The sequence below is a fragment of the Psychrobacter sp. GW64-MNA-CIBAN-0177 genome (assembly GCF_040309585.1).
GTDB lineage: Bacteria > Pseudomonadota > Gammaproteobacteria > Pseudomonadales > Moraxellaceae > Psychrobacter > Psychrobacter okhotskensis.
This window is the reverse complement of record NZ_JBEOOY010000583.1, coordinates 1-239: the sequence shown is the minus strand read 5'-3', so window position 1 is coordinate 239 and position 239 is coordinate 1. Positions and strand designations below refer to the sequence as shown.

At 41.4% G+C, this 239-nt stretch carries 1 protein-coding gene; it reads right to left on the bottom strand.

What is annotated here, in order from left to right; genetic code table 11:
- A partial coding sequence (locus AAEY79_RS16305) for a lipid II flippase MurJ (RefSeq protein WP_352289798.1) occupies positions 1 to 223 on the bottom strand: 223 nt, incomplete at its 3' end.
- Between the last annotated feature and the right edge of the window lie 16 nt (positions 224 to 239).

Genomic DNA, 239 nt, shown 5'->3' with positions numbered 1-239 from the left:
CCATATTACTAACCATGGCAATAATGCCATATTTAACCGGAGTTTTAGTGTCTTGACGCGAATAATATCCTGGAGCTAACACTTTAATCATCATGACACTTAACAAACCACAGCCATAAGCAACCAGGCTATACGAAGCCATTTGAACGTCATTTAGGCTAAATGCACCACGCATAAACAACACCATCAGCAGTGGTTTAGCGAGAATAATCAGTCCTAACATAGCCGGAGTGCCTAAG